The following is a 25,231-nucleotide window of genomic DNA, read 5'->3' as shown; positions in this document are numbered from 1 at the left end:
CGGGACGGGGGGCCGCGGCCGCCGGGGCGGTGTCCGGTCAGTGCGTCTCGGTGACCTTGGCCAGGGCGCGAGGTGCGTCCGGGTCCTGGCCGCGGGCGATGGTGATCTCGTAGGCCAGCATCTGCAGCGGCAGGATCTCGAGGACGGGCTGCAGCTCCTCGGGCACGCCGGCCGTGGGGAGGGCGAATCCGGTCGTCGCCCGGGCCACCTCCGCCTCGGTGCCGACGATCATGAGGTCCGCGCCCCGGCCGCGCAGCCGTTCGAGCACCGGCTGCAGGGCCGCGCCGCCGCGGCCCTCGGTGACGATGGCGATGACGGGCGAGATGTTGTCGACCATGGCGAGCGGGCCGTGCAGCAGATCGGCGCCCGAGTAGGACAGAGCGGGGATGTAGCTGGTCTCCATCAGCTTCAGCGCCGCCTCCTTGGCGGTCGGGTAGCCGTAGCCGCGGGAGGTGAGGACCATCCGCTCGGCGAAGCGGTAGCGGGCGGCGAGCTGTCTGACCTCGGCGCCGCGGTCGAGGATGCGCTGGGCGAGGCCCGGCAGCGCCCGGGCCGCGGCCGTGCCGTCTCCCCCGCCGGGGCGCAGGCCCTGGACGAAGAGATACAGGGTCAGGAGGGAGGCGGTGTAGGTCTTGGTGGCGGGCAGGGCGCGCTCGGGGCCGGCCAGGATGCCGATGTGGTGCTCGGAGACGGCGGCGAGCGGGGAGTCGGCGTTGTTGGTCACCGCGAGGGTGATCGCCCCGGCCGCGCGGGCGGCCTCGGTGGAGGCGACGAGATCCGGGGAGCCGCCGGACTGGCTGACCGTCACGGCGAGCACGTCCGTCAGGTCGGGCCGGGCGCCGTAGGTCGTGATGGTCGACATGGAGGTCAGGCCGCAGGGCTTCCCGAGCTGCACTTCGAGGAGGTACTTGGCGTAGAGGGCGGCGTTGTCGGAGGTGCCCCGGGCGGTGAGGAGCACGAAGCGCGGCCGGCGGGCGGCGATGACCCGGGCGGTCTCTGCGATGGCGGGGGCGCCGTCGTCGAGGATGCGGCGCAGGACGGCCGGCTGCTCCGCCATCTCGCCGGACATGATCCCGCCCGGCTGCTCGCTGTGGTGGGCGGGGGTCGAGACGCTCATGTCCGGTTACCTCCCGGGCGAGGGCTGCGGGGGTCGCGGTCCGGCGGCCCGCCGCGCGGCGCCGGGACCCTCTCAGTCGACCACGGGGCGGGCCGCGCCCGCCAGCCGGATGCGGGCTCGGGGAGGCTCCCCCTTGCACATCCCTCTGTTAGATTGGTCTATACCACACGATCCGCTCCACTCCTTAAGATCGGCAGGCCCCAGCGTGGAAGTTGTCATCGTCCCGGACGCCAAGGCAGGCGGCGAACTCATCGCGGAGGCCATGGCCGCCCTCCTGCGCCGCAAGCCCGACGCTCTGCTCGGCGTGGCCACCGGCTCGACGCCGCTGCCCGTCTACGAGGCCCTCTCCGCCAAGGTCCGCTCCGGTGCGGTGGACGCCTCGCGCGCCCGCGTCTGCCAGCTCGACGAGTACGTCGGCCTGCCCGCCGACCACCCCGAGTCCTACCGCTCGGTGGTGCTGCGCGAGGTCGTCGAGCCGCTCGGCCTGACCGAGGCGTCCTTCATGGGCCCCGACGGCACCGCCGAGGACGTCCAGGCCGCCTGCGAGGAGTACGACCGCGCGCTGCCCGCGGCCGGCGGGGTGGACCTCCAGCTGCTGGGCATCGGCACCGACGGGCACATCGGCTTCAACGAGCCGTGCTCCTCCCTGGCCTCCCGCACCCGGATCAAGACGCTGACCGAGCAGACCCGCGTCGACAACGCGCGCTTCTTCGACGGCGACATCGACCAGGTGCCCCACCACGTCATCACCCAGGGCATCGGCACCATCCTGGAGGCCCGCCACCTGGTGCTGCTGGCCACCGGCGAGGGCAAGGCGGACGCCGTGGCGGCGTCCGTCGAGGGCCCGGTCTCGGCCCTGGTCCCGGCCTCGGCGCTGCAGCTCCACCCCCACGCGACGGTCGTCGTCGACGAGGCGGCCGCGTCCAAGCTGAAGCTGGCGGACTACTTCCGCGCCACGTATGCGGCGAAGCCGGCCTGGCAGGGGCTGTAGCCGTACGTCCGGAAACGCCGGAGGGGAGCAGGCGGCGCCTGCTCCCCTCCGGTGTTTTCCGGGACGGCCGTCAGCCTTCCGTCCCCGCGATGACCTCCGCGGCGGCGGCGCCGCACACGCGCGCCGCGCCGTGCGTGGCGATGTGCAGACCGCCGCGCGCGGGAGCCTCGTTCAGGCCCATCTCCACCACGACCGTGTCCGGCCGCTCCGCGAGCAGCGCGTCCAGGGCCTCCGCCATCCACCCGTGCCGGTGCGCGTCCCGTACGACGGCGACGATCCGCCGTCCGCCCGCGGCCTCCAGCACGTCGGAGGCACGGGCCGCGTCGTGGCCGTAGGTGCCGGTCTCCGTGCCGGGCAGCAGCCGGGCCAGTTCGGCGCCGACGCCCCAGGGGGTCTCGTCACCGACGGCGATGTTCGCCAGCGGGGTGAACGCGGCCACGTAGGCGGGCCCGGCGAGGGGCTCGTGCGCGGGCGAGGCGGTCACCCGCAGGGCGCGCCGCGCCGCGGTCAGCCCCACCTCGGGGGCAGGCGCGTTCCCCTCCTCGGCCGCACCCGCCCCCGAGGTCCAGCGCGCCAGGGCGCGCACCCGTGCCGCGGCGTCGGCGAGCCGCTCCTCCTGCAGCTCGCCGGCGCGTACGGCCGCGACGAGCGCGTCGCGCAGCCGCAGCACGGTGTCCTCGTCGGCCAGTCCGCCGCCCACGCAGATGGCGTCGGCGCCGGCGGCGATGGCCAGCACGCTGCCGCGCTCGATCCCGTGGGTGCCGGCGATGGCCCGCATCTCCATGCCGTCGGTGACGATCAGGCCGTCGAAGCCGAGGCCCCCGTCGGCGACGGGCGCGCGCAGCAGCCCGTGCAGGGCGGCGGGGCTGAGCGTCGCCGGCAGGTCCGCGTCGAGCGCGGGCAGCAGGATGTGCGCGCTCATGACGGCCTTGGTGCCGGCGGCGACCGCAGCGTGGAAGGGCACCAGTTCGCGCGCCCGCAGCGTGGCGAGGTCCGCGTCGATGCGCGGCATGTCGTGGTGGGAGTCGACGGCCGTGTCGCCGTGCCCGGGGAAGTGCTTGGTGCAGGCGGCGACGCCCGCGGACTGCAGGCCCTCGACGTAGGCGGCGGTGTGCCGGGCGACGAGCTGCGGGTCGGCGCCGAAGGACCGGACGCCGATGACCGGGTTGTCCGGGTCGGAGTTGACGTCGGCGGACGGCGCCCAGTTGAGGTTGACGCCGCAGGCGGCGAGCCGGCGGCCCAGCTCCCGGGCCACGGCCCGGGTCAGCCCGGTGTCGTCGACGGCGCCGAGGGCGAGGTTGCCGGGGAAGGAGGAGCCGGTGCGCACCTCCAGCCGGGTGACGTCACCGCCCTCCTCGTCGATCGCGACGAGCACGTCGTCGCACTCGGCGCGCAGCTGTGCGGTGAGCTTGGAGAGCTGCTCGGGAGAGGTGATATTGCGGCCGAAGAGGCCGACGGAGGCAAGCCCTTCGCCGAGCCGGCGCAGCAGCCACGCCGGGGCGGCGGTGCCGGTGAAGCCGGGCTGCAGGACGGTGAGGGCGTTGCGCGTGAGCGTGTCCATGTCCGTGTCCATGAAAAGTGGGCCCCTAACCCTTCACTGCGCCGGAGGTGAGGCCGCCGACGGCCTTGCGCTGGAGGATGACGAAGAGGATCAGGATGGGCACGGCGAAGAGCGAGGAGGCGGCCATGGTGGCGCCCCAGTCGTCGCCGAACGCCGTGCGGAATCCGGTGAGCCACACGGGGAGGGTCTGGGCCGAGGCGTCCTTGTTGAGGATCAGGACGTAAGGGAACTCGTTCCAGACGGTGATGAAGCCGAAGAGCGAGGTGGCCATCAGGCCCGGCGCCAGCAGCGGGAAGATCACCTTGATGAACGCCTGGGTGCGGGTGCACCCGTCGACCATGGCGGACTCCTCCAGCTCCTTGGGCACGGCGGCGACGTAGCCGCGCAGCGTCAGGACGGTGAAGGGGAGCACCATGACGGTGTAGATGGCGATCAGCGGCACGAGGCTGTTCAGCATCTCCGCGTCCCTCACGATGATGTAGTACGCGAGGGCCATGACCTCCCAGGGGGCCATCTGGGCCATCATCATCACCAGGATGAAGCTCTTGCGCCCCTTGAACCGCATCCGCGCGACGGCGAACGAGGCGAACAGGGCGATCACCAGCGACAGTGCGACGGCGACGAGGGTGACGGTGAAGGAGTTGCGCACCAGCGTCCAGAAGCCGTCCGCCTCCACCGCCCGCTCGAAGTGCTCGAAGGTGGGGCTGGCCGGGAACCAGACGGGGTCCTCGCTGACGATGTCCTTGTTGGCCTTGAAGGCCGTGCTGAACATCCAGTAGACGGGGAACACGAACGCGAGGAAGAGAACGACCGCGGTCGCTCCCGGCCAGATCCGGCCCAGGGTCGATCGCCTCACAGCTCGTCCTCCTCTTGCTTGAGCACCAGGCGCAGGTAGTACGCCGTCAGGGCCAGCAGGATCACGATGGTCAGGATGGAGATGGCGGCGCCCATCCCGAAGTGCTGGCTGCCGAAGCCTTCCTGGAAGGCGTAGACGGGCAGGGTCTCCGTGAGCCGGTCCGGCCCGCCCTCATTGATCGCAAACACCTGGGTGAACGACTTGAAGATCCAGATGACTTCGAGGAACGTCGTGGCCAGGAAGAAGGGCTTGAGGAAGGGGAAGGTCACCGAGGTGAACTGCTTCCGGGCGTTCGCGCCGTCCAGCGCGGCCGCCTCGTAGAGCTCCTTGGGGATCGTGGTCGTCGCCGCGTAGAGGTTGATGGCCACGAAGGGCACCGACTGCCAGACGATCAGCACGGTGATCACGAAGAAGGTGGAGAACTGCCCGCTGGTCCAGCTGTAGCCGGCCATGGAGTGCCAGCCGAGCTTGTCCAGCACGTGGTTGACGACGCCGAAGCGCTGGTCGAACAGCCACTGGAAGACGGTGGTCGCCGCCACGACGGGCATGGCCCAGGCGAGGACGAGGCCGACCGAGAGCAGCAGCCGCAGGGCGGTGCCGAGGCGGGCGAGGAGCAGGCCGATGAAGCAGCCCAGCGCCATGATGAGGACGACGTTGGCGAGGGTGAAGACCACCGAGCGCCCGGTGACGCCCCAGAACTCGGAACTTCCGAGCTGCTCGGCGTAGTTGTCCGTTCCGGTCCACTCGGTGAGGTGCTGGATCAGCTGGCGCGGGCCGAGGTTCTGGAACGACAGCAGGCCGTTCTTCAGCAGCGTCCAGCCGAGCAGCAGCACCGTGACGGCGGCGGCGGGGAGGATCAGCAGATACGGCGCGCCCCGGGCGAGCCGGCCGGGTCCGCGGCGGGGCGGCGGGGCGGCGCCCTTGCCGGTCCGGGAGGCGGGCCCGGTGGCCGCCACCTCTTCGATCTGCGCTGACATCGTCGTCCGCCTTCTCCCCTGTCGAACGGTATTGCTTTGGTGCGCGGCCGGGCAGGGGGACGTGGTTCACGACCCCCTGCCCGGCCGTCGGGTCACTGCTTCTGGCTGAGGCGCTTGTTGATGTCCGCCTCGACCTGCTTGGCGGCGTCCTCGGGGGACTTGCCGTTGAGCACGGCCGTCATGTACGCCTTGATCGGGTTCGGGGCGTTCTCCACCGCGGCCCACTCGGGGATCAGCGGGGTGGTGCCGCCGCCCTTGGCGGCCGGGGCCGCGGCCTCGGCGGCCGGGTTGCCCTTCACCTGCGCCAGCAGGGACTCCTTGTTGGGGATCGAGCCGACCTCCTTGGCCAGCGCGCCCTCGTTCTTGTCGGACAGTGCGATCTTCAGGAACTCCTTGGCGAGCTCCTGCTTCTTGCTGCCCGCGGCCACGGCGAGGTTGGAGCCGCCGAGGAAGACGCCCTCGGGCTTGCCGGCCGTCTCACCGGGGATGGTGAAGTAGCCGAGGTCCTTCTCGATGGCCGGGTTGGCCTTGATGGCGGTGCCCGCCTCCCAGCCCATGCCGATGAAGGCGCCGGTCCTGCCTTTGGCGAAGACGTCGGCCTGCTGCGGGGTGGCCTCGTCCTTGTCCTTGGGGGCCTTGCTGAAGGCCTGGTACTGCTTGTAGATCTCCATGGCCTTGGCGACCTTGGGGTCGGCGAGGTTGGACACCCACTTCTTGCCGTCCTTCTTCACCAGGTCCGCACCGGTGCCGATGGTCAGGCCGTCGAAGAAGTACCAGTTCTGGCCGGGCAGGTAGAGCGGCTCCGCCTCGCCCTTCTTCTGGATGGCCTCCAGGGCCTTGAAGAAGTCGGCGCGGGTCTTGGGGACCTCGGTGACGCCCGCGTCGGCCCAGACCTTCTTGTTGTAGATGACGACGCGGCTCGCGGCGTACCACGGCGCGGCGTACTGCTTGCCCTCGAAGACCGAGGGCTTGTTGAGGGACTCGGACCAGTCGGCGCCGATCTCCTTCTTCAGGTCCCCGAGGTCGGCGAGGCCACCGGTCTGCGCGTAGGAGGGGGTCTGGGTGTTGCCGACCTCGACCACGTCCGGCGGGCTGGACTCGGAGAGGGCCGTGGTCAGCTTCTGCTGGATGCCGTCCCACTTCTGGACCTGGACGTCCAGCTTGGCGCCGGTCTTCTGTTCGAACTCGGCCTGGACGGACTTGGTCCAGCCCGGCGGGTTCGAGCCATCCATGAACCAGACGGTCAGGCTCTTGGCCTTGCCCCCGTCACCCGATCCCTTGTCACCGTCGCTGGACCCACAGGCAGCAACACTCACCAACATGGCCGCGACACCCGTCGCCGCTATGAGCCCTCGCTTCACAGCACTCTCCTCAAGGACCGAATGTGGTCTTTAATGGTTTAGACCAGTGCCCGCAGCTTGGCCTAGACCTTTTGGGGTGTCAAGGGTGTATAAGAGTCGCTGTCGGCTCCGTTACCGGACCGACACCTCGAGGTCGACCTGGGCGTCTCCGGGCCCCTCGGGCTCTGCCCGTGCCACCATGTGACCGCGACAGACGGAGGAGCCGGTGACAGCAGCAGGATCGGAGTCGGGAAGGCGGACGATGGCGACCGACGGTGGTACGGCCGAGGGCGGCAGCGCGTCGGGCGGCGCGCGGACCGCGCGCGTTCCCAAGTACTACCGCCTCAAACGCCATTTGCTGGACATGACCGAAACCATGCCTCCCGGCACTCCCGTGCCGCCGGAGCGGACCCTGGCCGCGGAGTTCGACACCTCCCGCACGACCGTCCGCCAGGCGCTGCAGGAACTGGTCGTGGAGGGGCGGCTGGAGCGCATCCAGGGCAAGGGGACGTTCGTCGCGAAGCCCAAGGTCTCGCAGGCGCTGCAACTGACCTCCTATACGGAGGACATGCGCGCCCAGGGCCTGGAGCCGACCTCCCAGCTCCTGGACATCGGCTACGTCACCGCCGACGACCGGCTCTCCAAGCTGCTGGACATCGCGACGGGCGGCCGCGTCCTGCGCATCGAGCGGCTGCGGCTCGCCAGCGGCGAGCCGATGGCGATCGAGACGACCCACCTGTCGGCCAAGCGGTTCCCGGCGCTGCGGCGCAGCCTCGTGAAGTACACCTCGCTGTACACCGCGCTCGCCGAGGTCTACGACGTCCGGCTGGCCGAGGCGGAGGAGACCATCGAGACGTCCCTGGCCACGCCGCGCGAGGCGGGCCTGCTGGGCACGGACGTGGGCCTGCCGATGCTGATGCTCTCCCGCCACTCCCTGGACGCCCAGGGGGAGCCGGTGGAGTGGGTCAGGTCGGTCTACCGCGGCGACCGGTACAAGTTCGTGGCGCGGCTGCGGAGGCCGACGGAGGAGTAGGAGGCCCGGCCGGCCCGACCCGGCTGGGGGTCCGGGGGTTACCCCCCGGGACAGCGCAGCGTGGCGCGGCTGCAGAGGCCGACGGAGGAGTAGGAGGCCCGGCCGGCCGAGGAGTAGAGGCCCCGGCCGGTCCCGGCCGGGCGTCCGGGGCTACCCCCCGGAACGGCGCAGCGTGGCCCGGCCGCGGAGGCCGGCGGCGGAGTAGGCGACCACCGGCACGATCGCCAGGGCCAGCAGGCCGCCGCCGGCGGCGAGGGCCGGGTAGCCGCTGCCGGCGACGACCAGGCCCGAGGTCGTCCCGCCGGTGGAGCCCGCGATGGCGATGGCGACGTCGACGAGGCCCTGGGTCGAGGCGCGCGTGGCGAGCGGCACCGCTTCGGTGATCATGGTGGTGCCGCTGACCAGGCCGAAGTTCCAGCCGAGGCCCAGCAGGACGAGCGCCGCGGCGAGGGCCGCGCCCTGGTGCGGCGGGGCGAGGGCGGCGAGCAGTCCGGCCAGGAGCAGGGTGACCCCGGCGGCCGCGGCGACCCGCGGCGCGCCGAAGCGGTCGACGAGCCTGCCGGTGAGCGGGGACGGCAGGAACATCGCCGCCACGTGGAGGGCGATGACCAGTCCGGTGGCCTGGGTGCCGTGCCCGTGGGCGCTCATGTGGACGGGCGTCATCGTCATGATGCCGATCATCACGAGCTGGCTGAGGACCATCACCGCCGTCCCCGTGGCCACCCCGCGCACGTGGGCCCTCTCCCCCGCGCCGCCGGCCTCCGTGCCCCCGGCGTCCGCACCGCCCGCTGCGGCCCGGTCGGCCGCCTCCGCCGCGGCCAGTTCGCGGGCCCGCAGCAGCGGGTCTGGCCGCAGCGAGGTGCCCATGACGACGGCGGCCGCCGCGTAGGCGACGACGGCCAGCAGGAACGGCCCGGCGAGCCGGGGGATGCCCCAGGCGTGCGCGACGTCCCCGGTGACGGTCACCAGGTTGGGGCCGACGACCGCGCCGAACGTGGTGGCCAGGAGCACGGTGCTCACCGCGCTCGCCCGGCGCGCGGGCGGCGCGAGGTCCGCGCCCGCGTACCGGGCGAGCAGGTTGACGGCCGTGCCCGCCCCGTAGACGAAGAGGGAGAGGAACAGCAGCGGCACCATGTCCACGGCGGCCGCCACCACGACCCCGAGGCTGCCGAGGGCGGCGGTCGCGTGGCCGAGGGTGAGGCCGGGCCGGCGGCCCCAGCGCTCGCTCAGGCGCCCGATGACCATGGCTCCGAGTGCCGCACCGGCGGTGAACAGCCCGCTGGGCACGCCGGCCAGGCCGGTCGAGCCCAGCATGTCCTCCGCGAGCAGCGCGCCGACGGTGATCCCGGCGGCGAGGCCCGCTCCGCTGAGGACCTGGGAGATCACCAGGACGGTCATGATGCGCTTCTGTTCGGGGCCGGTGGCGCTCCCCGGGGTGCCGTGCGTGGCCGGTGCAGCGGGCCGAGCGCCCATGGCTTCCTCTCCCTGAGTGTCGGTGGACGGCGTGTTACGCCGCCTGCAGCGGCTCCAGCGCGGCTATCTCCTCCAGCGGCATGTCCAGCTGCCGGTGCAGGAAGCGCACGATCGTCCAGTGGGGCAGCGCGCCCTCGTCGAACGGGCCGAACTCCGCGACGTACAGCGGGATCCAGCGCAGCGCCTCCTCGATGACCTGCTCGCGGCCGGGCTCCTGCTGGTAGTCCTCGTAGGCGATGCTGCGGTGGTGGATGAAGAAACGTCCCGGCAGACGCTCCTCGCACAGCTCCCGGTACTCGCGCGTCTGCAGGATGAGGTAGTGCCAGATCTCGTCGATCTCCTGCTCGACCGGCAGGAAGAGGCCGCTGAGCTGCTCGCGGTGGCGGGAGACCAGGTAGAGGTAGCGCAGGGCCTCCAGGACCTGGCGCTCGACGTAGTCGGGCGCGCCGCCCGTGCTGCCGGTGAAGTACCGCACCACCTCGGCGTGCAGCTGTTCGCCGAGGAGCGCCTTGAGGTCGTCGGCGGAGACCTTCGGGGGCGTGTTCGGCTGCGGAGTAGTGGCCATGATGGGGTTCGTCCCGTTCCCGTAGTCCTGATGTTCAGAGGTCGCGTGCGAGCCAGGCGTACTTGCCGGACTTCCCGATGGGAATGTGCTCCCGGTGCTCCAGGGCGCACGGCAGCCCGGTCAGCTCGCGGACGCCGAGCTTCAGGGCGGCGCTCTGCGCCTGCCCGAGCGGACCGCCGTCGAAGGTCGTGTACAGCAGGCGGGCCGTCGTGCCGCCGTCCTCGACGCGCAGCTGGTGCAGGAAGATCCCGGGCGCGGCGGCGCTGATGCGCTCGTCGAGGTCTCCCTGGGCCACGGGCCCGTCGGGCGCGGCGAGCAGTTCCTTCTCCCGGCCGCAGAAGCTGGAGATCTTGGTGGGGTCCGGCGTGCCGTCGAGGGTGCGCGCGCAGTCGCCGGAGCGGTAGCGGATCAGCGGCATGTACGGATTGCGGACGCTGGAGACGATGAGGCTGTAGAGCGTGCTGCCGGGGGCGACCGGGATCAGCTCGACGCTCATCTTGTCGAGGTACGGCCGGTAGCGGCCGTGGCGGTCGCTGTAGTAGAGGTAGCCGAGCTCGGTACTGCCGAAGAGGTCGATGACCGGGCAGTCGAAGTGCTCGTGCAGGTACCGCCGGACGTTGGCCGGGGTGTATTCGTAGGCGTGGATGATGCTGTCGGGCCGCGGGAAGGCCTCCCACAGGCCCCACTCCCGGGCCTTGTGCACCAGATGCGCCAGGTGGTAGCCGGAGCAGTCCAGGTGGTAGCGGCCCTCGGGGTGCTCCCGGCGGGCCGTCTCGATCTCCCCGAGCATCCGCTCGACGTCTTCGCGCGTCCACAGCGCGGGATCGAGCCGGAGGTTGAGGTAGAGCGTCCGCTCGTCGAGCCGCCGGTCGTCGAGGTCCGGGACGGGGCTCGGCTCGGCCCCGCGCTTCTTGGCGTTGACCCGTGCCACGTGCTCGGTCGCCAGCACCGTGGTCAGCGAGACCCTGCGGCAGCCCTGCTCCCAGGTGCCGGAGATGTCCGGGTGTTCGCTCCACAGCCGGTAGTACGAGTTCAGCAGGAAGTAGGGGGGCCGGATGATCTGCATCCGGGCGTGGTTGGTGCCCGTGGAGAGCACGAACTCGGCCTCGCCCGCCTCAAGTGCCTTCTCCAGGGCGGGAGTCATCCAGTTGTCCGGGAAACCGTCGGCTATCTCGGGTTTCTCGAGTACGGGGAAGTGTCCCCGCTCGATCGACGCGCGGTAGATCGGTATGTCCCTGATCTGCTCGACGACGCCGGCCGTCGGCTGCCCATCCATGTGCCACCCCGGGAGTGATCGGAGAACGGAAGGCCCCGCACGGCGCTGACGGGGCCGGTACGCACGAAGTGGACCGCGCACACACGGTGGTCACGGTCCACTCCGCTCGCTTCAATCAGTCTCCGGTGGTCAGGAGATACAACCCGTCTTGGGCGCCGCGCTGATGCAGCCCGCCTTGGGGGCGGCGCTGATGCAGCCGTCCTTGGCGGCCTGCGCCGAGTTGGCGGCCACCCAGCCGCGCCAGACGTTCTCCTGCGCCATCTTCTTGATGAGCTTGTCCATAACGCACCTCCGAAAAGTGAGGAATTGCGGCGATGACAGTGCATTTGTGCCGCTGCAACAGACCGTAAAGCGTTGGCCAAGCAAGTGTCAACGGCTCATCAAGTGACGTGCACTCACTTGGCCTTCGCGCGACTGCGGTTGGCCGGTTACACCACTGCCTTCTCCGGCTCCGGGTGCCGCATCAGCACCGGCTCGGTCCCGGGGGCGTTGTGCCGGGCCGCCCAGCCCTCCAGGGCCGTACGGCACGCGTGATCCAGATGGCGCACGCCGGACAGGTCGATCTCGATGGGCCGGTCCTGCGGGAGGGCCTCCAGCGTCTCCAGGATCCGGGGCAGCCGCAGGAACGTGGCGTTCCCCACCACCGTCGCGACCATCCGGCCGTCGGTGAGTTCGCGGACGTCGAGCTGGACCTTCGAGGTGTCCCACGCCGTCTTCACCACGGCCAGCAGGATGCCGAGCACCACACCCTCGAACATGCTGGTCGTCACGATGGCGACGGCGGTCACGGCGAGGACGGCGACCTCGCCGCGGTGCTCGCGCCACAGCGGGCCGAGCTCCTTCACCGGCACCAGCTTGCAGCCGGCGTGGACCAGCACGCCCGCCAGCGCCGCCAGCGGGATGACGCCGATCGCCGCCGGCAGCAGCACGGCGAAGAGCAGCAGCCATGCGCCGTGCAGGATGCGGGAGAGCGACGTCTTCGCACCCGCCTGGACGTTGGCGGAGCTACGGACGATCACCGCCGTCATGGGCAGGGCGCCGAGCACGCCGCACACCGCGTTGCCCACGCCCTGGGCCAGCAGTTCCTTGTCGTAGTGCGTGCGCGGCCCGTCGTGCATGCGGTCGACCGCGGCCGCGCTGAACAGGGTTTCCGCCGACGCGATCAGGGTGAAGGCGATGACGGTGCCGAGGACCGCGACGCCGCCCAGCGACGTCAGGTCGTTCAGCCCGGGCGGCTGAATGGCGTCGGCGAGCCCGCGCACCTCGACGTTGGCGACGTCCAGGCCGCCCAGCACCGTCACGGCCGTGGCCAGGGCGACCGCCACGAGCGGCGCCGGCACCAGCTGCGCCTTGGCGGGCAGCTTCTTCCACACGACGAGCACGGCGATGGTCCCTGCGCCGACCGCGAAGGCGGTCAGGGCGGAGCTGTCCGTGGCGATGTCGGCGGCCAGGCCGGGGATGCCGGCGATCTTGTCCAGGCCGGAGCGCGGCTGTTTGACGCCGGCCATCGTGTACAGCTGCCCGAAGATCAGGACGAGTCCGATGCCGGCGAGCATGCCGTGCACGACGGAGACGGAGATCGCACGGAACCAGCGGCCGAACTTCAGCAACCCGAGGACGAGTTGCAGCACGCCGGTGGCCAGCACGATGGCACCGAGCATGCCCAGGCCGAATTCCCGGACGGCCTCGAAGACGAGCACGGTCAGCCCGGCCGCGGGGCCGCTGACCTGGAACGTGCTGCCGGGCAGGGCGCCGACGACGAGACCGCCGACGATGCCGGTGATCAGGCCGAGTTCGGCCGGCACCCCGGAGGCCACGGCCACGCCGACGCACAACGGCAGGGCCACGAGGAAGACGACGAGCGAAGCGAGCGCGTCCTGACGCAGGACGGCGGGCTGCTTGAGGGCGGAGAACATGGGTGAGGGTCCCTTGGAGGTCACGTGAGGACGGATCACAGGGGTCCGAACGACACCGGGTCGCTCTCGGGGAGGTGGACTTCGACCGCGCCGGTGTGCACCTCGTAGTACCAGGCGTGCAACCCCAACGTGCCTTGCTCGATGCCCTCTTGGACACACGGGTAGGAGCGGAGCGTCTCCAGCTGGGCGACGGCGTGCCGCTGCACGGCCTCCGCCATGTCGTCGGTGAAGGTTTCGACCGCCCGGGCGGGGGCGTCGGCGGGGACGGACTGCTCGAGCCAGCCCTGGACGGCGGGGACGGACGAGAGGTCGTCGCCGCGGACGACGGCGGTGACGGCACCGCAGTGGGAGTGACCGCACACGATGATGTCGCGGACGCCCAGCACGCGCACCGCGTATTCGATCGTGGCGCTCTCGCCGGAGGGGTTGTCACTGCGGTATTCCGGGACGATGTTCCCGGCGGTACGGAGCTCGAAGAGCTCTCCGGGGGACGACCCGGTGAACAGCGCGGGCACGACGCGGGAGTCGGAGCACGTGATGAACAACGTCTCGGGTGACTGGCCCGCTTCGAGGGCGCGGAAACTCTCGGCGCGCTCCGGATCGGCCACGTGCGTGGCGGCGAAGGAACGCGCGTTGTCAATGAGGGACTTCATGATGGCCTGCCTCCTGCGCACCGCGGCGTGACGCCGGGGCGCGGTGTGGTCGGGTCGGATCGAGCATGACGAGCATGCGAGCGGCATGGCGGTGCCACAGCTTCGAGGCACGGGCACCGGCCTGCAGCCAATTGTGCACGACTGCGGAGACCAACACTTTACCCGTGTATTACCTCCTCGTGAAAGAGAAATTTTTCGTCAAAAAACGGACGCCGAAGGCTACTTGACGCTGGATTGGTACAGTCCCGAACTATTCGATTCCCCCAGAGATTTTGGAGGAATTGATTCCGTCTCAGCTGCAACCATGAGCCCCATCAGCTGCGTCTTCATTGCGATATACGGAGGAACGCATTACCCGTGCATTACACACGTAACTGCTTTCCGGGAGGCTCGCAGGGAGGTCGCATGCATCACACACCAGGACAATCGGCAGCCGCGCGGAACGAGTTGTCATGATCGCGCTAATCGCTTCAGGGCCCGCCTTCCATCAGGGCTCCCGGCGCCCCCGCCCCGGCAGTGAAACGCCCACCCGCACGGTCCGCACAGGTGTGCTGTGAACAGTGGATGAACGGAAGGTGAACCCCCGTCAAGCTGCGGCATCGTTCGGCAACTTCGGCACCGGTGGTCTCATGCGCTCGTCCGCCTCACGGCGTCTCCGCTGCCGAACGGCGGCACCGCACTCCCGGCTGCTCTCAGGCGTTACGGAAGCGCGCCGCCCAGCAGGCCGCCGTGATGACGTCGTCCACGAGGACGGCCTCCGCCACCGGACAGGCGGGCGCCCTCCCCTCCCGCACCGCCGCCGCGAAGTCGGCGATCAGCGGCACGTGCGGGTCGGGGCCGAGCTCCGCGTCCAGCGGGTCCAGCGACAGGAAGCGGCCCCCGGCGGTGACGTCGAGGCGGTCCCGCTCGGTGCCGCCGATCCAGGCGAAGCGGCACTCGGCCGACGTGCCCGACGCCCAGCCCAGGGAGACGTGCGCGCGCCGCTCGGCCCCGGCGTCGAATCTGCGGCCGAAGCGCGCGCCCACGCGCACGGGCGGGCCCAGGACCGACAGCAGCAGGTCCAGGCGGTGGCTGCCCGCGTCGGCGAGCACGCCGCCGCCGGCCACGGCCGGGTCGGTGCGCCAGTGCGCCGGGTGCTCCGGCTCCGGGTCGAAGGGGGCGCAGAAGGTGATCTGCACGCGCGCCGGCCCGCTCGCCGTCAGCGCCTCGCGCAACTGCCGTGCGGCCGGGCCCAGTCTGCGGTGGTACGCCACGCCTGCGCACAGCCCCGCCCGGGCCGCCTCCGCCGCCAGGACGCCCCCGCCGCTGAGCGCGCCCGCCAGGGGCTTCTCGACCAGGACGTGGCAGCCGGCGCGCAGCACGTGGAGCGCGAGGGGCACGTGCGCGGCGACGGGCGTGGCCACGTACACCGCGTCGGCGGCCGTGAGCCGGCCGAGGTCGTCGCCGCCCGCGGGCACCCCGTGCTCCGCGGCCGTGCGGGCGGCGCGCGCAGGGTCCCGCCCCCAGACGTACGCCGTCTCCTCGCCCAGGCCGCGCAGGGCCGGCAGTACATGACGCCGCACGACGTCGCCGCAGCCGGCGACCGCCCACCTCAAGACGCCTCCATGTCCATCAACTCACCATAAACGGAACGCCATTTCAACAGGCCCGATGTCGTTGTCATACCGATATGCGGACAGGGGGTGACGCCCAGCGGGCCCCTCGCCTAGATTTCCTGCGCATCACGCAGTGATCACACAGGGGGGAGTCACCACCATGACGGAACCACCGGAGGGCGGCAGGAGGGCGGTCGTCACCCTGCCCCTGGCCGTGGCGGGACTGTGTCTGGCCGTCCCGTTCGTCGCGATGCTGTGGGTCGACTCCTACGCCAGGACCGCGCCCGCCTTCATCGGCATCCCTTTCTTCTACTGGTACCAGATGCTGTGGGTGCCCGTGTCGACCCTGCTCACCGTCGTCGCCTACGTGCTCGTGCGGCGCCAGGAGCGGGCCCGCAAGGCGGGTGAGCGGCGATGAAGGACGGCGTGAACGGCGTGGCGCTCGCCGTCTTCATCTTCTTCTTCCTCGCCGTGACGGTCATGGGCTTCATGGCCTCGAAGTGGCGGCGTGCGGAGAACGCGGACAACCTCGACGAGTGGGGGCTGGGCGGCCGGTCCTTCGGTACCTGGGTCACCTGGTTCCTGCTCGGCGGCGACCTCTATACCGCGTACACCTTCGTGGCCGTCCCGGCGGCGATCTACGCGGGCGGTGCGGCCGGCTTCTTCGCGGTGCCGTACACGATCCTCTGCTACCCCCTGGTCTTCACCTTCCTGCCCCGCCTGTGGTCGGTCTCCCACAAGCACGGCTACGTGACGTCGTCGGACTTCGTCCGCGGCCGCTTCGGCTCGAAGGGCCTCTCGCTCGCCCTCGCGCTCACCGGCATCCTCGCGACGATGCCGTACATCGCGCTGCAGCTCGTCGGCATACAGGCGGTCCTGGACGTGCTGGGCGTGGGCGGCGGGTCGAACTGGTTCATGAAGGACCTGCCGCTGCTCATCGCCTTCGGCGTGCTCGCGGCCTACACCTACTCCTCCGGGCTGCGGGCGCCCGCGCTGATCGCCTTCGTCAAGGACGCGCTGATCTACATCGTGATCATCGTGGCGATCATCTACATCCCCATCAAGCTGGGCGGTTTCGACCACATCTTCAGCAAGGCGGGCGAAGCGTTCGCGGTCAAGAACCCGGAGACCGGCAAGCCGCGCGGCGCCCTGGTGAGCGGTCCGGACGCGCAGTGGGCGTACGCGACGCTCGCGCTCGGCTCGGCGATGGCGCTCTTCCTCTACCCCCACTCGGTGACCGCGGTTCTCTCCAGCAAAGGCCGCAACGTCATCCGCCGCAATACGACGATCCTGCCGCTGTACTCCCTGATGCTGGGCCTGCTCGCGATGCTCGGCTTCATGGCCATCGCCGCGGGGATCAAGGTGAAGAACGGGCAGCTCGCGATCCCGCAGCTGTTCGAGGACATGTTCCCGGACTGGTTCACGGGCGTGGCCTTCGCCGCCATCGGCATCGGCGCCCTGGTCCCGGCCGCGATCATGTCGATCGCCGCGGCGAACCTTTTCACCCGCAACATCTACAAGGACTTCATCCGGCCGGACGCCTCGCCCGGACACGAGGCGAAGGTCTCCAAGCTCGCCTCGCTGCTGGTGAAGGTCGGCGCGCTCGTCTTCGTCCTCACCATGGACAAGACCGTCGCCATCAACTTCCAGCTGCTCGGTGGCATCTGGATCCTGCAGACGGTCCCCGCGCTCGTGGGCGGGCTCTTCACCCGCTGGTTCCACCGCTGGGCCCTGCTGGCCGGCTGGGCCGCGGGCATGGGGTACGGCACCTGGAAGGCGTACGACACGCCGAGCGCGACGCAGGATCATTTCGGGAATACCAACCTCATCCCCCTTATCGGAGAAAAGGGCTATATCGGGCTCACCGCCTTCGCGCTCAATGTGATCGTCGTCATCGTCCTGACCTTCGTCCTGAAGGCGCTCCGCGTGCCGGACGGCACGGACGAGACCACGGCGGCGGACTACACGGCGGACGCCGGCGACCCCGGGGTCCGGGCCGAGCTCCCGCCGGCCACCGCAGGGGCCCCTGGAGGCCATTAGAGCGACCCTCGGCGGGGCCCTCGCCCCGCGGAGCCGACCGGGCCGTCACACCCCCCTGGAGGGGGCGTGACGGCCCTTCGCCGTGCCCCGCACCCGACCCCCCTCCGACCTGCGAACCCACCCTCAACACCGGGGCCTGATAACACATTCCGACCTATGCGCTTACCGCGCGACACAACATGTGGGGGCGCGTGCGAGGGGCGGCACTAGATGTATGCTCGTCCTCGCTGTCGTCGCAGGGGAATCCGGTGAAAATCCGGAACTGTCCCGCAACGGTGCATGTATGCCGTTAAGCCGCGCATGCAGGAGTCCGAGTACCTGCCGGCAGCACGCCCTCCACCGAGCCTGCCCTGGGCTCGGCTATGGGCGTTGAATTCGTCCGGGCCTCGCGGGTTGGGCCGACGGACGCCTACGAGGCATGCCCTGGTCCATCAGGCGTGCCCGTGCGCGACCGTCGTACCCTCCCGCCGGCCCACCCAGCCGAGCGAGGGAGAGCCTCAGTGACCATCGCGCCCGCCGATCCGGTCTCAGCGGAAGAAGCGACCGGCGGCCCCGGGACCGCGCTGCTGCGCACCCTGACCGACCTCACCGCCGACCTTCCCGCCACCGACCCCGGCAAGGTCGCCGCCGCCGCACTGCGGGGCCGGAGCGCGAACTCGGACGAGGCCGAGCTCCGCTCCCTCGCCACCGAGGCCGCCGCCGGGCTGATCGCCGAGGAGCCCGAGTACTCCAAGCTCGCCGCCCGGCTGCTCACCCGCGCGATCGCCGACGAGGCCGCCGGCCAGGGCGCCACGTCCTTCTCCGCCTCGGTCGCCGTCGGCCACCGCGAGGGCCTGATCGCGGACGACACCGCCGCCTTCGTGGCCACGCACGCCGCGCGCCTGGACGAGCTGGTCGACGAGGCCCTCCTCGGCGGCGCCGACGACCGCTTCGGCTACTTCGGCCTGCGCACCCTGCACAGCCGCTACCTGCTGCGCCACCCGATCACCCGCAACGTGATCGAGACCCCGCAGCACTTCCTGCTGCGCGTGGCCTGCGGCCTGGCCGAGGACCACTCCGAGCGCGCCGTCGCCGACGTCGCCGAGCTGTACGGCCTGACGAGCACCCTGTCGTACCTGCCGTCCTCCCCCACGCTCTTCAACTCCGGCACCCGCCACCCGCAGATGTCGTCCTGCTACCTGCTGGACTCCCCGCTGGACGAGCTGGACTCGATCTACGACCGCTACCACCAGGTGGCGCGCCTGTCGAAGCACGCCGGCGGCATCGGCCTGTCGTACAGCCGCATCCGCTCGCGCGGCTCGCTGATCCGCGGCACCAACGGCCACTCCAACGGCATCGTGCCGTTCCTGCGCACCCTCGACGCCTCCGTCGCCGCCGTCAACCAGGGCGGCCGGCGCAAGGGCGCGGCCTGCGTCTACCTCGAGACCTGGCACGCCGACATCGAGGAGTTCCTGGAGCTCCGCGACAACACCGGTGAGGAGGCCCGCCGCACCCACAACCTCAACATCGCGCACTGGATCCCGGACGAGTTCATGCGCCGCGTCGAGGCCGACGCCGAGTGGTCGCTGTTCTCCCCGGCCGACACGCCCGACCTGGTCGACCTCTACGGCGACGAGTTCGACGCCGCGTACCGCAAGTACGAGGCCGAGGGCAAGGCCGTCAAGCAGATCCCGGCCCGCGTGCTCTACGCCCGCATGATGCGCACCCTCGCGCAGACCGGCAACGGCTGGATGACGTTCAAGGACGCCGCCAACCGCACCGCCAACCAGACGGCCGAGAAGGGCGCGGTCGTCCACTCCTCGAACCTCTGCACCGAGATCCTCGAGGTCACGGACGACGGCGAGACCGCGGTCTGCAACCTGGGCTCCGTCAACCTCGCGCAGCACCTCGGCGCCGACGGCGAGATGGACTGGGAGAAGCTCGACCGCACGGTCCGCACGGCCGTCACGTTCCTCGACCGCGTCGTGGACATCAACTTCTACCCGACCGAGCAGGCCGGCAGCTCCAACAGCCGCTGGCGCCCGGTGGGCCTGGGCCTGATGGGCCTGCAGGACGTCTTCTTCCGCCTGCGCATGCCCTTCGACTCGCCCGAGGCCAAGGAGCTGTCCACCCGCATCTCCGAGCGCATCATGCTCGCGGCGTACGAGGCCTCCGCCGACCTCGCCGAGCGGCACGGCCCGCACCCGGCCTGGTCCGCGACGCGCACCGCCCGCGGCGTGCTGCACCCGGACCACTACCCCAACGCCGTCGCCGCCTGGGAGGACCGCTGGGAGGCGCTGCGCGCCCGCATCGGCGAGGTCGGCATGCGCAACTCGCTGCTGCTCGCCATCGCCCCGACGGCCACCATCGCCTCCATCGCCGGCGTGTACGAGTGCATCGAGCCGCAGGTCTCCAACCTCTTCAAGCGCGAGACGCTCTCCGGTGAGTTCCTGCAGGTCAACACCTACCTGGTGGAGGACCTCAAGAAGCTCGGCGTGTGGGACCGCGCCACCCGCGAGGCGATGACCGAGGCCAACGGCTCGGTCCAGGAGATGCGCTGGATCCCGCAGGAGGTGCGCGACCTCTACCGCACCGCCTGGGAGATCCCGCAGCGCGCCCTGATCGACATGGCCGCCTCCCGTACGCCGTACCTGGACCAGAGCCAGTCGCTGAACCTCTTCATGGCCTCGCCCACCATCGGCAAGCTCAGCTCGATGTACGCGTACGCCTGGAAGCAGGGCATCAAGACGACGTACTACCTGCGCTCGCGCCCGGCGACCCGGATCGCCCGCGCGGCGTCCGGCGGTGCCGCCGCTCCCGCCACCATCCCGGTGCAGCAGGCCGCGCCCGACGCGGACGCCATCGCCTGCTCCCTTGAGAACCCCGAGTCCTGCGAGGCATGCCAGTAATGTCGACCGAACGCCAGAAGAACCTGCTCGACCCCGGCTTCGAGCTGACGCTGCGCCCCATGCGGTACCCGGACTTCTACGACCGCTACCGCGACGCGATCAAGAACACCTGGACCGTCGAGGAGGTCGACCTCCACTCGGACGTCGCCGACCTCGCCAAGCTCTCCCCGGGCGAGCAGCACATGATCGGCCGCCTGGTCGCGTTCTTCGCGACCGGTGACTCGATCGTGGCGAACAACCTGGTCCTGACGCTGTACAAGCACATCAACTCCCCCGAGGCGCGGCTGTACCTGTCGCGGCAGCTCTTCGAGGAGGCCGTGCACGTCCAGTTCTATCTGACGCTGCTGGACACCTACCTGCCCGACCCGGACGACCGTGCCGCGGCGTTCGACGCGGTGGAGAACATCCCCTCCATCCGCGAGAAGGCCCAGTTCTGCTTCAAGTGGATCAACGAGGTCGAGAAGCTGGAGCGGCTGGAGACGAAGGCCGACCGCCGCCGCTTCCTGCTCAACCTGATCTGCTTCGCCGCGTGCATCGAGGGCCTGTTCTTCTACGGCGCCTTCGCCTACGTGTACTGGTTCCGCAGCCGCGGCCTGCTGCACGGCCTGGCGACCGGCACCAACTGGGTCTTCCGCGACGAGACCATGCACATGAACTTCGCGTTCGAGGTCGTGGACACCGTCCGCCAGGAGGAGCCCGACCTCTTCGACGACGAGCTCCAGCAGCAGGTCACCGACATGCTGAAGGAGGCCGTCGACGCGGAGCTGCAGTTCGGCCGCGACCTGTGCGGCGAGGGCCTGCCGGGCATGAACACCGAGTCCATGCGCGAGTACCTCCAGTGCGTCGCCGACCAGCGCCTGCAGCGCCTGGGCTTCAAGCCGGTCTTCGGCTCGGAGAACCCGTTCTCCTTCATGGAGCTGCAGAACGTCCAGGAGCTGACCAACTTCTTCGAGCGCCGCGCCTCCGCGTACCAGATGGCGGTCGAGGGCTCGGTCGGCTTCGACGAGGAGTTCTAGGCCTCGGGCTCCTCCTCGCGCCACGCAACCGCCCCGCCGGATCGGATCCGGCGGGGCGGTTGCTCATTCCTCCTCCGCCTCCTCGTCGTACGCGTCCTCGTCCTCCGCCGAAGGCACGACAGGGGCATGGTTGTACAGGATGTTCTGCAGCTCAATCGCCTTCGTATGGAGCTTCGTCCACTCCTCGTGGGTGCCCATGGGATGCCACGTCCCCGACTCCGCCCCGAGGGCGACCAGGCGGTCCAGACTGTCCCGCGCGAGGTCCAGCCGGGTGTCAAGGGAGCTGCGCTCGCCCGCCAGCTGCTCCGGAATCGACTTGCTGGTCCCGGCCTCGCCGTCCGTTGCCTTGCGCTCGCTCTCTTCCAGGGCCGCCCGTCCGGGATCCGAGATCCACACGACCTCGTACTGCGTCAGCGGCACGGGCGCACCGGCGCCGTCACGGTTGATGCGGTCCGGAGAGGCCAGATCCACGGACACCACTTCATAGTGGTCTCCGGCAACCGAGCCGTCGTTCCCCTTCTCGAATTGCTTCTCGGTGAGGGCGTTCAACGGCAGGCGCTCGGCATCGAAGCAATTGGCCGCCAGCGCCAGGGTCCACAGGCCCTTCTCGTTGTCCGACCGGGCCAGGCTTCCGACGACCTTGTGCACGTCGGCGCGGAAGGGGACGGCGATCCCGACGGCCGACCCGACGTTCCGGGTGACGAGCTTGTCGGCGATCAGGGCCACGCCGCCGGCCACGGCCAGGGTGTTGCGTGCGTTGTCGTCGCCTGCCATCGCACGGCTCACCAGCGTCGTGAAGTCCTCCGTCGGCACCGGATCCCAGTCGCCGTGGAGCACGTCCTGGCAGAGCACGCCGCCGTTCCCCCACGCGTTTCTGGCCTGCTTGAGCACACGCTGCTTGGCCGCTCGCCAGGGGAGGTCCACCATGGGCCCCAGCAGACCGGCGAAGCCGGGCACGCCCATGCGCTTGTCGCCCTTGATCTCTTTCGCGTAGTGCTTCAGCGGCTCGAAGAACCCGGTGCGGGTCAGGGCATGGACGATGTATACAGCCCGCCACAGCGGCGTCCCCGGAATCCGGTCGTCGCGGAAGACCGCCGGAGTGGCCGACGCGTCCTTCCGGCCCACCACGAGGTCGTAGAGATCACGCAGTTCCACCGGCTCCCAGTGGCGGGCACCGGCCTGGACCACCCGCTTGAGGGCCCTGGTGCCGACCTCGACATTCTGAGCGGCGGGGTCCCACGCCTTGAACTCGACGTGCACAGAGGCCAGGATGCTGCGCACCGCGTCGTCGAACAGATCGGGCCCCCGCAAGGACCCCCCGCGGTGAGCCTCCACACCGACCGCGATCTGAGCGGGCAGCACGGACGCCTGGGCGATCTGGACGGCCTTGAGCGACACTTCGTCACCGGCGACGCCCTTGAGGAATTCACCCCGCAGTTCGGACAGGACGTCCTCCCGCCCGTGCGCCATCCGCTGGCTGAGCGGTCGTTGGGCTGCACCCCGGCGCTGAGGGCGCTCGGCGAACAGCAAGCGCACCGCCTCCTGCGCCACTTCCTCCGATGACGCAGACGGCCCGGCGAGCACCTTCCAGGCGCTGGCGAGCCGGGTGATGCCGTCGCGCACGGCAAGGGCGTGCACCGGCTCCGTACCGTCCTCGAACTCGAAGACCACCGGGTGGGCGATGACGGCCCTGGTTACTCTCCGGGCCAGGATCGACTCGTCGTACCTGTTGATCCGCAAGGTCGCCGCGATGGTCTGATAGATGTGGTCCCGCATGTGGCCGCGGTCGCGGTAGCGGTAGTGGACGGCAGCCTGGGGGCCACGCTCGGACAGCACCCCCCGCACCTCGGGGTCCGGCGTGGGCAGGGCCTCCTGGCCCGTTCGCGGCTGCAGCCCGGGAAAGAGCTCGGTGAGCCAAACCCGGGCGTGCACGGACCTGAGCGTCGCACCGTCGACGTGCTCTTCGACGAGCATGCTGGCTGCGGCTCCGGCCTGCTGCTGCCTCAGCTGCGACGCAAGGGCCTCAGGGTGCACCACGGCCCGCGCGACGGCGTGCCAGGCGTCCTCGGACAGGTCGGTGTACTCGTTGGCCTGGCCCGCACGCACGACCTTGGTCCGCTCGCCGGCAGCGGACTGTTCGGGCATGAACCGTTTGAAGCCGGTGACGGTGATCTCCTCGTCGCCGTCACCCCACTTGACCTTGAACGTCTCGGCCGGGTCCGGTGCCTCGACGTATACGGGACGCGGACTGTCGAGATCTTCTGGCACCTCTCCCCCCTCCGTCGATCACTGTGTGTAGCCATCGACTGGTTGTTGCGTACAGAATGTTGATCTGGGAGACTGGACGGGCGGTCCCGGCCCGAGTATTCGGGGCACCGGGTCCAGCTTTTCCGAGCCCCGGCCCACGGCCGGGGCTCTGTGTTTGCCGCGGACCGGCGCTCAGAGCGCCGTCGGCCCCTGCGCCAGGGGCAGCCTGGAGCGGAACCAGTCCCACATGAACCGCTTGCCCGGAGCCCTGACCACGCTCTGGAAGGCGGTGTACGCCACGATGTCCGCGCACTGCAGCAAGTGGCTGTCCTTCGCCGGCTGGAACAGCGAGTCCTCGACGATGCGGCGTGTGGCTTCCGGCAGCTCCCGGTGCACACGGCGGTACGCGTGCTCGGTGCCGTCCCCGTCCACGACGACCAGCGCGTGGGAGTCCGTGGCCCCGAGCTCCTCGTTGAGCCGGTGGAGCCATGCCCGGTAGAGATCGACTCGGTCGTGGGCGTAGTTCCGGGTCTCTCGGTAGACGGCTCCGGCGCGGGTGCCGGGCATCTGGGCGATGGCGTCGAGCGCCCCGAGGGCGACCCGGCCGCGATGGCGCTTCTGCCGGTTCCAGGACTCCAGGAGCGAGGGGTTTCCGCGGCCGGGGATGAAGTTCACCGAGTGGAACTCGTAGTCCACCGGAATCCTGGTCTTCTCGTCCTCGTACAGCTGAGTCCGGAAGCGCTTCCAGGCCGACATGGCAGCGTTCCAGCTGCGCACGTCGATCTCGATCCAGCCCAGTGCCGCAACGTCACGGGCGTTGCCGGAGTCGTCGACGTAGACGATCCGGAAGTTTCCCTGCATGGTGGCCAGCTCGACCACCCCCAACCAGAGACCTGTTCCGGCCGAACTCGGCTGGGCAGCCGGGCCGTTCCCCGCTCATTAACGGGGCGCTGGGGCCTCCATCACCACGCGCAACGGCACGTGAGAAGCACGCGCGCGGATGCCGCTCGACCAGCGGTTCCACCCCCCATGGGCTTCCTCGCTCCGCCAGCAGCAGCCCTCCAGGAGAGCCTCCAGGACAGTTCCCGGCCCCTACGACACATCACCACCACGTGGCACGTACGCCAAACACGTTAAGGGGTAGTGGAATTGACGGACAAGCAGATGACGAGTTCCGGCCACGGATGATGCCGAACGCGCCACTACCCCCGGCGCAAATCTTCCCGCGACACGTTCGACGCCACCCACCCCCGTTCGACATATAGGCGAAAAATGGAACATCCAACCCATACAAATCGAAACGGGAGGCGGCCGATGCCGCGTTTCATGGTGATCGTCAAGGCGAGCGAGGAGTCCGAGGCCGGTGTGCTGCCGACCGAGGAGATGCTCGCCGAGATGGGGGCGTACAACGACCGGCTGCAGCAGGCCGGGGTGATGCTCGCGGGCGAGGGGCTGCGTCCCAGCTCCGAGGGTGCGCGGGTGACGTTCTCGGACGGCCCGCCGGTCGTCACGGAGGGGCCCTTCGGCGGGAAGGCGAAGGATCTGGTCGCCGGTTTCTGGGTCATCCGGGCCGGCTCCATGGACGAGGCCCTGGAGTGGGCCCGGTGCATCCCCTTCCGGGAGGGCGAGGTCGAGGTGCGCCCGGTCTTCGAGGCCTCCGACTTCCCGGACGGCTCGTAGAACGCGT

At 70.4% G+C, this 25,231-nt stretch carries 21 protein-coding genes and 1 riboswitch; of the genes, 7 read left to right on the top strand and 14 right to left on the bottom strand.

The genetic code is table 11. The annotated features are described in order from the left end of the window. Positions 1-37: 37 nt before the first annotated feature. A complete protein-coding gene (locus tag AS857_RS29320) occupies positions 38-1,117 on the bottom strand; it encodes an SIS domain-containing protein (RefSeq protein ID WP_058046196.1) in 1,080 nt (359 codons plus the stop codon). 205 nt (positions 1,118-1,322) lie between these two features. Here AS857_RS29320 and nagB point away from each other — a divergent pair, with 205 nt between their 5' ends. After that, a complete protein-coding gene (gene nagB / locus AS857_RS29315) occupies positions 1,323-2,108 on the top strand; it encodes a glucosamine-6-phosphate deaminase (RefSeq protein ID WP_058046195.1) in 786 nt (261 codons plus the stop codon). Between the two features lie 70 nt (positions 2,109-2,178). Here the strand turns inward: nagB and AS857_RS29310 are convergent, their stop codons facing one another. The 4 genes from AS857_RS29310 to AS857_RS29295 all read right to left on the bottom strand — a co-directional run bounded on the left by AS857_RS29310 (position 2,179) and on the right by AS857_RS29295 (position 6,863). Then, complete coding sequence (locus AS857_RS29310) at positions 2,179-3,669, bottom strand: glycoside hydrolase family 3 protein (RefSeq protein ID WP_107105741.1); 1,491 nt, start codon at positions 3,667-3,669, stop codon at positions 2,179-2,181. Between the two features lie 25 nt (positions 3,670-3,694). Then, positions 3,695-4,525: a carbohydrate ABC transporter permease gene (locus AS857_RS29305; RefSeq protein WP_058046193.1), complete on the bottom strand. Its 831-nt coding sequence runs from the start codon at positions 4,523-4,525 to the stop codon at positions 3,695-3,697. Then, a complete protein-coding gene (locus tag AS857_RS29300; protein ID WP_058046192.1) occupies positions 4,522-5,502 on the bottom strand; it encodes a carbohydrate ABC transporter permease in 981 nt (326 codons plus the stop codon). The genes AS857_RS29305 and AS857_RS29300 overlap by 4 nt, the downstream gene beginning before the upstream one ends. Positions 5,503-5,594: 92 nt before the next feature. Beyond that, complete coding sequence (locus AS857_RS29295; protein ID WP_058046191.1) at positions 5,595-6,863, bottom strand: extracellular solute-binding protein; 1,269 nt, start codon at positions 6,861-6,863, stop codon at positions 5,595-5,597. A 241-nt stretch (positions 6,864-7,104) separates the two neighbouring features. On the opposite strand from AS857_RS29295, the gene AS857_RS29290 reads away from it, so the two are divergent. Further along, complete coding sequence (locus tag AS857_RS29290; protein ID WP_058046190.1) at positions 7,105-7,875, top strand: GntR family transcriptional regulator; 771 nt, start codon at positions 7,105-7,107, stop codon at positions 7,873-7,875. Positions 7,876-8,025: 150 nt separating this feature from the next. On the opposite strand, the gene AS857_RS29285 is transcribed toward AS857_RS29290, so the two are convergent. The 7 genes from AS857_RS29285 to AS857_RS29260 all read right to left on the bottom strand — a co-directional run bounded on the left by AS857_RS29285 (position 8,026) and on the right by AS857_RS29260 (position 15,353). Next, a complete protein-coding gene (locus AS857_RS29285) occupies positions 8,026-9,348 on the bottom strand; it encodes an MFS transporter (protein WP_058046189.1) in 1,323 nt (440 codons plus the stop codon). A gap of 34 nt (positions 9,349-9,382) precedes the next feature. Then, entirely contained in the window at positions 9,383-9,913 is a 531-nt protein-coding gene (locus AS857_RS29280) for a glycine-rich domain-containing protein (RefSeq protein ID WP_058046188.1), read from the bottom strand. Between the two features lie 34 nt (positions 9,914-9,947). Continuing rightward, positions 9,948-11,189, bottom strand: a complete 1,242-nt coding sequence (locus AS857_RS29275) for a phenylacetate--CoA ligase family protein (RefSeq protein WP_058046187.1) — start codon at positions 11,187-11,189, stop codon at positions 9,948-9,950. Between the two features lie 129 nt (positions 11,190-11,318). Then, complete coding sequence (locus tag AS857_RS40505; protein WP_173864818.1) at positions 11,319-11,471, bottom strand: hypothetical protein; 153 nt, start codon at positions 11,469-11,471, stop codon at positions 11,319-11,321. A 146-nt stretch (positions 11,472-11,617) separates the two neighbouring features. Then, entirely contained in the window at positions 11,618-13,105 is a 1,488-nt protein-coding gene (locus AS857_RS29270) for a SulP family inorganic anion transporter (protein WP_058046186.1), read from the bottom strand. A gap of 35 nt (positions 13,106-13,140) precedes the next feature. Further along, positions 13,141-13,758 carry a carbonic anhydrase gene (locus AS857_RS29265; protein WP_058046185.1) on the bottom strand — a complete coding sequence of 206 codons (618 nt, stop codon included), beginning with the start codon at positions 13,756-13,758 and terminating at the stop codon, positions 13,141-13,143. Positions 13,759-14,450: 692 nt separating this feature from the next. Further along, positions 14,451-15,353: a Gfo/Idh/MocA family protein gene (locus AS857_RS29260; RefSeq protein WP_058046184.1), complete on the bottom strand. Its 903-nt coding sequence runs from the start codon at positions 15,351-15,353 to the stop codon at positions 14,451-14,453. A gap of 160 nt (positions 15,354-15,513) precedes the next feature. Here AS857_RS29260 and AS857_RS29255 point away from each other — a divergent pair, with 160 nt between their 5' ends. The 4 genes from AS857_RS29255 (at position 15,514) to AS857_RS29240 (ending at position 21,297) form a co-directional block, all read left to right on the top strand. Further along, a complete protein-coding gene (locus AS857_RS29255; RefSeq protein WP_058046183.1) occupies positions 15,514-15,771 on the top strand; it encodes a DUF3311 domain-containing protein in 258 nt (85 codons plus the stop codon). After that, complete coding sequence (gene mctP, locus AS857_RS29250; RefSeq protein WP_058046182.1) at positions 15,768-17,393, top strand: monocarboxylate uptake permease MctP; 1,626 nt, start codon at positions 15,768-15,770, stop codon at positions 17,391-17,393. Before AS857_RS29255 ends, mctP begins: the two co-directional genes overlap by 4 nt. Positions 17,394-17,620: 227 nt before the next feature. Beyond that, positions 17,621-17,721: riboswitch (adenosylcobalamin-variant (AdoCbl-variant) riboswitch) on the top strand. A gap of 172 nt (positions 17,722-17,893) precedes the next feature. Beyond that, a complete protein-coding gene (locus AS857_RS29245) occupies positions 17,894-20,281 on the top strand; it encodes a ribonucleoside-diphosphate reductase subunit alpha (RefSeq protein ID WP_058046181.1) in 2,388 nt (795 codons plus the stop codon). Continuing rightward, positions 20,281-21,297, top strand: a complete 1,017-nt coding sequence (locus AS857_RS29240) for a ribonucleotide-diphosphate reductase subunit beta (RefSeq protein WP_058046180.1) — start codon at positions 20,281-20,283, stop codon at positions 21,295-21,297. Before AS857_RS29245 ends, AS857_RS29240 begins: the two co-directional genes overlap by 1 nt. 63 nt (positions 21,298-21,360) lie before the next feature. On the opposite strand, the gene AS857_RS29235 is transcribed toward AS857_RS29240, so the two are convergent. Both AS857_RS29235 and AS857_RS29230 read right to left on the bottom strand, forming a co-directional pair. Beyond that, positions 21,361-23,565, bottom strand: coding sequence for a hypothetical protein (locus AS857_RS29235; RefSeq protein ID WP_058046179.1), 2,205 nt, complete (start codon positions 23,563-23,565; stop codon positions 21,361-21,363). Between the two features lie 171 nt (positions 23,566-23,736). After that, positions 23,737-24,405, bottom strand: coding sequence for a DUF3800 domain-containing protein (locus tag AS857_RS29230; RefSeq protein ID WP_063804416.1), 669 nt, complete (start codon positions 24,403-24,405; stop codon positions 23,737-23,739). 453 nt (positions 24,406-24,858) lie between these two features. Here AS857_RS29230 and AS857_RS29225 point away from each other — a divergent pair, with 453 nt between their 5' ends. Further along, the gene (locus AS857_RS29225; RefSeq protein ID WP_058046177.1) at positions 24,859-25,224 is read left to right on the top strand and encodes a YciI family protein; all 366 of its coding nucleotides are present in this window, start codon (positions 24,859-24,861) and stop codon (positions 25,222-25,224) included. Positions 25,225-25,231: the final 7 nt, after the last annotated feature.

The organism is Streptomyces roseifaciens, assembly GCF_001445655.1.
GTDB classification, from domain to species: domain Bacteria; phylum Actinomycetota; class Actinomycetes; order Streptomycetales; family Streptomycetaceae; genus Streptomyces; species Streptomyces aureoversilis.
The sequence above is the reverse complement of the archived record's forward strand: the minus strand, read 5'-3'. Positions and strand labels throughout refer to the sequence as shown.